Origin of the sequence: Nevskia soli (assembly GCF_903970205.1) — a bacterium.
Lineage (GTDB): Bacteria > Acidobacteriota > Terriglobia > Bryobacterales > Bryobacteraceae > Bog-113.
In genome coordinates this window covers 1-8,435 of record NZ_CAJCHS010000252.1, presented here as the reverse complement: position 1 = coordinate 8,435, position 8,435 = coordinate 1, and the positions used below count along the sequence as shown (strand labels likewise).

8 protein-coding genes and 1 pseudogene are annotated in these 8,435 nt (G+C 58.6%); 7 read left to right on the top strand and 2 right to left on the bottom strand.

The window, feature by feature from the left end; all coding sequences use genetic code 11:
- From H1Y01_RS11465 to H1Y01_RS11435, 7 genes and pseudogenes are all read left to right on the top strand, one after another.
- Positions 1-786: pseudogene (locus H1Y01_RS11465) on the top strand (carboxypeptidase regulatory-like domain-containing protein); the annotation flags it as partial.
- Positions 787-855: 69 nt separating this feature from the next.
- Positions 856-1,935, top strand: coding sequence for a tetratricopeptide repeat protein (locus tag H1Y01_RS11460; protein ID WP_180540656.1), 1,080 nt, complete (start codon positions 856-858; stop codon positions 1,933-1,935).
- Positions 1,936-2,138: 203 nt separating this feature from the next.
- Entirely contained in the window at positions 2,139-3,011 is an 873-nt protein-coding gene (locus H1Y01_RS11455) for a universal stress protein (protein ID WP_180540655.1), read from the top strand.
- 130 nt (positions 3,012-3,141) lie between these two features.
- Positions 3,142-4,092 (top strand): zinc-dependent alcohol dehydrogenase family protein, encoded by a 951-nt coding sequence (locus H1Y01_RS11450; protein ID WP_180540654.1) that lies wholly within the window; start codon positions 3,142-3,144, stop codon positions 4,090-4,092.
- A gap of 164 nt (positions 4,093-4,256) precedes the next feature.
- Positions 4,257-4,583 carry a hypothetical protein gene (locus H1Y01_RS11445; protein WP_180540653.1) on the top strand — a complete coding sequence of 109 codons (327 nt, stop codon included), beginning with the start codon at positions 4,257-4,259 and terminating at the stop codon, positions 4,581-4,583.
- 196 nt (positions 4,584-4,779) lie between these two features.
- Entirely contained in the window at positions 4,780-5,205 is a 426-nt protein-coding gene (locus H1Y01_RS11440; protein ID WP_180540652.1) for a response regulator, read from the top strand.
- 48 nt (positions 5,206-5,253) lie between these two features.
- Positions 5,254-5,730 carry a response regulator gene (locus H1Y01_RS11435; RefSeq protein ID WP_180540651.1) on the top strand — a complete coding sequence of 159 codons (477 nt, stop codon included), beginning with the start codon at positions 5,254-5,256 and terminating at the stop codon, positions 5,728-5,730.
- A gap of 48 nt (positions 5,731-5,778) precedes the next feature.
- On the opposite strand, the gene H1Y01_RS11430 is transcribed toward H1Y01_RS11435, so the two are convergent.
- Positions 5,779-7,863, bottom strand: a complete 2,085-nt coding sequence (locus H1Y01_RS11430) for a response regulator (RefSeq protein WP_180540650.1) — start codon at positions 7,861-7,863, stop codon at positions 5,779-5,781.
- Positions 7,854-8,381, bottom strand: coding sequence for a response regulator (locus tag H1Y01_RS11425; protein ID WP_180540649.1), 528 nt, complete (start codon positions 8,379-8,381; stop codon positions 7,854-7,856). Before H1Y01_RS11425 ends, H1Y01_RS11430 begins: the two co-directional genes overlap by 10 nt.
- Between the last annotated feature and the right edge of the window lie 54 nt (positions 8,382-8,435).

The following is an 8,435-nucleotide window of genomic DNA, read 5'->3' as shown; positions in this document are numbered from 1 at the left end:
GGTTCGATCTCCGGAACCGCCAGTTTCGGATTCGGCAACTACAACGCGATGACGGCGTCGTTGACTAAGCGCTACTCCGCGGGCTTGACTCTACAGGCGTCTTATACCTACGGACATGCGCTGGCGGACAGCGGCACAACGCTGTCAGGGTCGGCTGGACTCTATAATCCGAACGGCCAGAATTTCAACGAAGCTTACACCACCGCATCCTGGGACATCCGTCATAACTTCGTCTCGTCCTTCGATTACGAGATTCCGTTCGGGCGGGGCAAGCAATACGGCGCGAATCTTAACCGCGGGGTCCAGACGCTACTCGGCAACTGGCAGGTGAACGGCATCCTGAGTCTTCGCACCGGTCAGCCGTTTACGCTCGATTCGAATGCCTGCCTCGCAGTCAGCGAGAACGGTGGCTGCGGCCCGACGATTATCTCCGGTAGCCCGAACGCCGCACCGCCGGGAGGGCGCACGCCGAACGAATGGTTCAACACGGCGAACTTCGTTCCGCTCGATGATTTGACCACGGCGCAACGCCTGTCGCTAGGCAACGTCGGGCTACAGTCGAACGTAGGTCCTCCGACGCGCACACTGGATTTCTCCGTGTTCAAGAATTTCGCCTTCACCGAACGTTTCATGCTGCAGTTCCGTGCTGAAGGATTCAACGTCGCCAACACGCCGCAATTCAACGCTCCCGACACCGGCCAGCAAGACGCCAACTTTGGTAAGATCACGAGCACCGCGGCCGGCAGCGAGCGGCATATTCAGTTCTCGTTGCGCTTCCAGTTCTAACCGGATTTTCGACTCTCCCGGGACTGGTCTGCTAACTCAGGCCAGTCCTTTTTCTTATACTGTTGTCAGTTGTTCGTCCTCGTTGTCGTTCTACTCTTCGCGCCGGCGGTCGACACATCCGTCCTACTTAAGAAGGGGTTGCTGGAGCTCCAGCAGGGGCGGCTTACAGAAGCCCGCGCGGATTTGCTGGAAGCATCGAAGTCCGATCCCCGTAACGGCTATGTATGGAGCGCGCTGGCGGAAGTTTATCTCCGCAATCACGAACCGGCTCTTGCCGCGTCTGCCGCCGCGCAAGCGGAGAAGTACAGCCAGGATAACCCGCTGTTAAGCCACGCCTTGGCGTTGTATTATTCGCGCGCCGGTGAATATGCCAAGGCGGCTGCCGACGAGCGCCGCTACGCGGGAAGTCAGGGCGCGGATCCCGCTGCCAATACGCGCGTAGCTCGATGGTTTCTGCAGGCCGCCGACGTACAAGCCGCGGTTCCGTTTGCCGAAAAGGCTGCCGCCTCCGATGAGTCCACCGGGTTTGAACTCGCGCAGATCCTCCTGAAGCAGCAGCGCTTTACGGAGGCGGCGCAGGTGTTGGAGGCCGGCCTCGATACGCACAAGGGGGAGGCCCAACTTACTCTCGCTCTCGGAGTCGCACGTTACGGGCAGCGCCGATTCGAAGAGGCCATCGAGCGTTTCCTCGACGTCATTCGTGCCGATCCAACCATCGAACAGCCCTATCGATTTCTCGGCCGCATGCTCGATCAGGCCGGATCGCATTTGGACGAGATTATCGCCGACGCGGAGGCTTGGGCCAACAAGAATCCGGAAAACAGCGATGCACAAGTGCTGGTTGCGAAAGCGCTCCTGGCGCGGAATTCGGATGACGCTCGAGCCGACGTCCTGCTTCGGCGCGCGGCCGGATTGCAGCCCGATAACTGGGAAGCGCACTACCAACTCGGCATTCTGCTGGAAAGCAAGCATCAATACGAGGCCGCGGCGGAACAACTAAATAAAGCCGTCGAATTGAATGACCGCGAACCCATGCCGCACTATCATTTGTCACGCGTGTATAACCGGTTGGGAAAGACCGGGCTCGCGCAGGCCGAACTAAAGCGTCATCGGGAGCTAACCGGCGGAGTAGGCGGCGATCCAAGGTGATGCCTTAGGCGATTACTCGACGGTGAACTCATCGATCTCCCCCAGAGATCCAAGCTGGTTTTGCCAGCCGCGAATCCAACCTGTTGCAGGATGCAAATGCCGTGATGCTGATACCCTCAGAGCGGGAAGAGAATCGAATCGCGTGCCTCACGCCAGCCTTCAGTAGGAGCGTTGCTGTTTAACAATTAAGGAATTCGAAACCAATGGAAATTCGCCATATTCTGTTTCCCACCGACTTCTCGAACCTGGCGCTCGCCGCCGAGGACTATGTCCGCGTCTTTGCTCGCAGTTTCGAAGCCCGCGTTAGCATCCTGCACGCAGTCGACTATCCGCTGTACCGATACGATTTGCCACCCGCTTCTTTCATGGAAACAACCGGCATCGATACGCCGGAGAAGCACGCTCGCGAGACGATTGAGAACGTCTTACCAGGGTTGGTGGCGGAAAGAGTGGTCCAAGTGGGCGATCCCGCGCGAGTCATCAAAGAGTTCGCTGAAACTAACTCGGTAGACCTGATTATGATGCCGACTCACGGATACGGCCTGTTCAGGCGGGCGCTTATTGGCTCTGTAACTGCGAAAACGCTGCACGACGTTCAATGCAACGTCTGGACAATGGCCCACATGGAGACTCACCCTCGCGTGGCGGACGCTACTCCGTCCCGAATGGTGTGCGCCATAGACATCGCGCCGGAGAGCGTTGAAGTTATCCGGAGCGCAGCCCAAGTAGCCGGCAGATTCGGGGCGAAGCTCTGGTTGGCCCATGTTGTTGGGCATGTAATGAGCGTTAGGGACGAATACCTTGATGATCGGAGCCCATTGGCTCTGGATCTCCAGAAACACTATGTCGATTTCGCGCGGGGAAAAATCGCAAATTTCCAGAGGGAGGCTGGGACGAACTTAGAGGTGTGTGTGGACTTCGGCGCCGTCTCAGCCGTCCTCGCTGAAATGGCTCGCAAACTCCACGCGAATCTGATGATCACGGGCCGCGGCGTGTCCGAGAACCTTCTCGGCAGCGTTCGGTCGCACGGCTACCCGATCATCCAGGAGTCCCCGTGCCCGATCTTGCGAGTTTGACTGCGGCTTACTCTAACAGGCCTGCGGTACGCATCCTACCGATTCTCGGAATTGCCGCGCGAAATGCGATCGTCGTTTCGCTATCGCCTACGTCGCGTAATGCAGGCCGATGCGTGCAACGATATCTTCCATGAAGGCTGCGGTCCTCCAGTCCGGCCGATTGACCATTCGTGACGTGCCCCGCCCCGAGTCTACACCGGGCCATGTGCTGCTGAAGGTTCTTGCATGCGGTGTGTGCCGCACGGATCTGCACATCCTCGATGGAGAGCTTCCCGCCCTGCGCGACGCGTTGATCCCCGGCCACCAGGTCGTGGGAGAAACCGCCGGCGGGAAGCGCGTGGGAGTGTCGTGGCTCGGTGGGGTCGACGGCACTTGCCCTTATTGCTTGCGTGGCCTGGAGAACCTTTGTGACCACCCCACCTTCACGGGTTACAACGTCGACGGCGGATACGCCGAATACGTGCTCGTGCGTGAGGATTTTGTTTTTCCACTCCCAGCCGAACTCGATGCGCTTCACGCCGCCCCGCTGCTGTGCGCCGGTATTATCGGCTTCCGCAGCTTGCGCGTAGCCGGCGTAGAGCCCGGCGACCGCGTCGGATTATTCGGATTCGGATCTTCCGCGCATCTCGCGATCTCCGTTCTGTTGAGCTGGAATTGCACGGTTTACGTCTCGACGAGAGGCGCCTCGCATCGCAAGCTAGCGCAGTCGCTCGGCGCAACGTGGGTGGGCTCGGAAGACGATAAGCCGCCGGTGGAACTCGATCGCGCGATCACATTCGCGCCCAGCGGCGATGTCGTCATCTCTGCCCTGAGCAGCTTGCGTAAGGGCGGCGTAGTTGCCATCAACGCGATCCATCTGGATCGCTTCCCTCAGTTTGATTATGACAAGCTGCTCTGGGGAGAGCGGCAGATCCGCAGCGTGGCCAATATGACAAGGACGGACGCCCGCGATTTTCTCGAACTCGCGGCCCGGATTGACTTGAAACCACGCGTCACCGTTTTTCCTCTCGATCAGGCCAACGACGCGTTGATGGCAATTCGCAAAGACTCGATCGATGGCGCGGCCGTCATTGTTCCGTAACCCGCTTATCGGGATAATCGAGTGTCACTCGGCAAAGGAGACCTTCCTGAAGCTATTGCTGTTCAGCCTTTTCGCAATCCTCAGCGCGGCTCTTGTGCAAGGAACCGTCTTTTTTGGCCAGACCGGCGCTCTTCACGACAATCCGAACACGTCGGTGAATCTCGGTGGCGGACCGCGGCTACAATGACGCGAACAACGGTGACTCCCGGAGCATCACGATGTCGATTGGTCAACCCGAGGGTGCTGACGGCGCCGTTCATTGCGGAGTCTACGGGGACTACGTATACATCGGCGGCATCACTAGGCTCCTAGTCTTTTCGGGCGTCGCGGGACAAGCCGTCACCCCGTCACAATTCACAATTTATAGGGAATTCGGGATGCCGGATTACGACGGTTTGCTCGACGATGTGGCTGTTTATAGCTATGCGCTCTCAGCCAGACAGGTGCGGTCCCATTACGCCGCCGGTGAATGCCCGAATACCTGCGAGTAAAGACGGCGCACGACGGTCCGCATAAACTCGTCCGGAATTCGAATGTTCCCGCAGACTGCCGATAAGACAAGCGGAAGAACGGGTACTGCCATTTTCACGTTGCGGGTGGAAGCGCCCTTAACCCTGTAAACGGTTGCAGCTAATGTTTACAGGAATTCCGCCGATGGGATTCTAGGGAGTAAATCGGATACATCATATGATTGTTGACACGGAAAAATCGATCGCAAGAGTAGTCAATGTACTGTTGGTCGACGACAACGAAGATGTCGCCGTGCTGGTGAAGCAGTACCTGAAGGATCCGCGTATCGCGCTGACGGTCGCCAACAATGGGCGGGACGGTTTCGAGACTTTCAAGAACGGTGGATTCGACCTGGTCCTGATGGACATTGAAATGCCTATTCTGGACGGGTTGGAAGCCACCAAGGCGATACGGCTCTGGGAGAACCAGAAAGACCTTGAGAAAACGCCGATCGCGGCTCTTACGGCCCGTACTTCAATGGAGACACTTTCGGAAATCTATGCGGCGGGCTGCACCCAGTATTTAGCCAAGCCAATCGCAAAGAATGTACTCCTGCAAACCCTAGGGCAGTACTCGAAATCGTCTGGGCCGGTTACGGCTTGATCGGAAGCCGGGGCTAAAGCTTCCCGGAGTAATTGCCGAAAGATAGTCATGTCCAGTTGTCCTGTGCAGGTTCTTGAAAGCAAGCGGGCATTGCTGCACCAACCCGTCTCTCTAGACCGATTCGTCCCTTTCCCGGCCGCATCCCGCAATCCCATGGCGCTACTCGCCGATGACGATCCCGATATGCTGCTCCTGGCGAGGATGGCCCTCGATCCGTATCAGATTACTGTTCATGCCGCCGCCAACGGCGGACTCGCATTGGCCTACTTGCGTGCGCGCAAGTATTCACTCGTGTTGCTCGATCTTGGTTTACCGGATATGAACGGTTTGGAAGTCTTGAACGCGTTGCGGCACGGAAGTGCGGAGAACGAAGTCCCGGTCCTAATCATCACCGGTGACAGGAGCACCGACGCCATGGCCCGCAGCTTCAATGCTGGGGCTCAGGAGTTCGTCATGAAACCTTTCAATTTGCGGGAGCTGGGCTTGAGGGCGTCCCGACTGATCGATCCACGCTGCCGAGGGTAGATTCTCCGGTCCCGCGGTTCGGCATCTGGGTTCAGAGCCGCCTTGGAATCAGCCGGCGAGACATTCAGAGGCGAAATTGATATAAGCGCTCACACGCGACATGCGATCGCCGATTTCCACGAAATTATTGCGTTTGGCGGCGTCCTCAATCGCCGCACCCAGCTTCGTGAGTTCGGGGAATCCGAAAGACGCTGCGGTGCCCTTCATGTTATGGCCGAAGATCCGCAGCCGGTCCAGCTGACCGCCGGGCACGATGGCCAACATTTCGGGTAGTTCTCGTCTGCGGGCCGCGATGTAGTTGCGCGAAAACTCTTCGAAGCCCTCCGGAATATCGATCACGAACGGATCCTCCGCCGTCTCCGGCCCGCCGGGCGGAGCGGTATCACGATCGACGCTTTTCTCGGGAGCTGGTTCCGCCGGGCCGGCCAGACGGAAGCGTTCAATCGCAGAGATCAGCATCTCGAGCGACACCGGCTTGGACAAGTGGCCGTCACAGCCGACGGCGTAGCAGCGCTTGACATCCTCGACGAACGCATGGGCCGTCAAGGCCACAATCGGAGTTGGTGAACAGGAGCGCTCGATTTCCAGCGCCCGGATCTTGCCGACAGCGGTGAATCCGTCCATCACCGGCATCTGGATATCCATGAAGACCAAGCCGAATTGCTTGTTTGAAAATTTCTCGATCGCTTGAAGCCCATTTTCGGCAAACGTGAGTCTGCATGGTTCTCCCGCGAGAAATGCGGAAATCAAGAAACGGTTGTCCTCCGAATCGTCGACGACGAGAATTTCAAGCGGATCTTTTGTGTCCAGCTCGGCAAGGTGTTGCCCGGCAATGTGTTGCCCGGCAGCGTGTTGCCCGGCAGTGTGTTGCCCCGGAGCGCGTTGTCCGGCGGTGTTTTGCGGGGCGCCTTCCATCTGCAATGCCGCTTCGCGCGATACGGCGCGGTGCGTCCGGGCCTCGACGGGCGCGGCTGCGGCCGGAGCTAAAAACACATCGAAGAAAAATTTGCTGCCCTGTCCAAGCACGCTATGCACGTTCAGCTTTCCACCCATGCGTTCCACCAGACGACGACAGATCCCCAGTCCTAATCCCGTCCCGCCAAACCGGCGCGTGATCGAAGACTCCGCCTGCGCAAAGTCCTCGAAGATGGTGTCCACTTTGTCGGCCGGTATCCCGATACCGGTGTCGGCGACCTCGAAGCGCAAGTGTCCCGGCGCATTGTCGGGGTGGGCTTCCACCGTCAGGATAACTTCGCCGCGCTCAGTGAACTTAACCGCATTACCGATGAGATTGGTCAGGATCTGCTGGAGCCGGGTCGCGTCTCCGTTTACCCAGTCCGGCGCGCCCGGAGGCACCCGCGCCCCCAGTCCGATATTCTTCATGCGGGCGTTCGGGCGATGCAGCTCCAGGGTGTCTTCGACGAGCGCACGGATGCTTAGATCGATCGATTCCAGATTCAAATTTCCTGAATCGATTTTGGAGAGATCCAAGATATCGTTGATTAAGGTCAGTAGCAGTTTCCCGGACCGGCGAAAGCGCCTCACATACTCTCTCTGCGTGTCATCCAGTGGCGTTTCCCACAGCAAGTCGGCCATCCCGAGAATGGCGTTCATGGGGGTGCGGATCTCATGGCTCATGGCGGCCAGAAAGCTGCTCTTCGCGCGGGTGGAACTCTCGGCAGCCTGGGTGGCGTGGCGGAGTGCCTTCAGTGCCTGCCCGTGCAAGACCGCATAGCGGATCGCCCTTTCCAGTTGAGCGCCGGTGAGCCGGTCCTTGGTCAGATAGTCGCTGGCCCCGTTACGCATGGCGCTCAGATCAACCTGAAGGTCCCCGTCCCCGGTTAGCAGGATCGTCGGTATGTCCACCGAGCGTGCGGTGAGTTCGGAGATGAGTTCCAGGCCGCTGCTCTTACCCAGGCGGTAGTCCACCAGGCACACGTCGAATGGTGAAGAAAGAACGGACTGCAGGCCTTGCTCGTAGCTCGAAGCCCAGGTAACGTTGTAACGTTCGCTGGCGGCGGCGCGAAGCAGGTCGGACGTGATGACGAATTCGTCTTCGTCGTCATCGATGAGCAACACCCGAATCGCTGCAGCGGGCAATTGGTTCTCTAGTGGCATGTCTGTTAGCGCCATTCCGGCAGCTTCACGACGTGCAGCCAATAGTCGCCCGTCACTTTCATCGCTTCAATCAAACCGTCAAAAGTGACCGGCTTACTGATATAGGAGTTGGCTCCGAGGCTGTAGATCCGCTCCACGTCCTGCGGAGTTTCCGATGTCGTCAGAACAACGACCACGATGGAACTGAGCGCCGGATCGGCTTTGATTTCGCGAAGCGCCTCCCGGCCGTCCTTTCTCGGCATGTTGAGATCGAGCAGCAGCAACCCAGGCCGGGGAGATGGGACGGGCGGAGCGAACCTTCCGCGATGCCGTAGAAAATCCATCAGTTCCTCGCCGTCATGCACGAAGTACAGGGGATTAGCAAATCGGGACGCGCGGAATGCGTCGCTGGTGAGTAATCTGTCGTCATCGTCGTCGTCCGCGATCAAAATGGCGATGGGCGACGCGTCGGGCTGGCGAGGAGGGTCGCTCCACTCCGGCTCTTCCTTTTCGCCGTCAAGGAGTTGGCTGACCGTTCGTTTCGAGCTATCCATGAAGAACCCTCTCCTGATGCGTCGCCGGAGCGAGTGTGAGCGCGCCGGCCGAGG

Excerpts from the sequence above, each read along its gene's own strand:
- H1Y01_RS11455 (WP_180540655.1), top strand. The coding sequence starts at position 2,139 with ATGGAAATTCGCCATATTCTGTTTCCCACCGACTTCTCGAACCTGGCG.
- H1Y01_RS11450 (WP_180540654.1), top strand. The coding sequence starts at position 3,142 with ATGAAGGCTGCGGTCCTCCAGTCCGGCCGATTGACCATTCGTGACGTG.
- H1Y01_RS11440 (WP_180540652.1), top strand. The coding sequence starts at position 4,780 with ATGATTGTTGACACGGAAAAATCGATCGCAAGAGTAGTCAATGTACTG.
- H1Y01_RS11435 (WP_180540651.1), top strand. The coding sequence starts at position 5,254 with ATGTCCAGTTGTCCTGTGCAGGTTCTTGAAAGCAAGCGGGCATTGCTG.
- H1Y01_RS11430 (WP_180540650.1), bottom strand. The coding sequence starts at position 7,863 with ATGGCGCTAACAGACATGCCACTAGAGAACCAATTGCCCGCTGCAGCG.
- H1Y01_RS11425 (WP_180540649.1), bottom strand. The coding sequence starts at position 8,381 with ATGGATAGCTCGAAACGAACGGTCAGCCAACTCCTTGACGGCGAAAAG.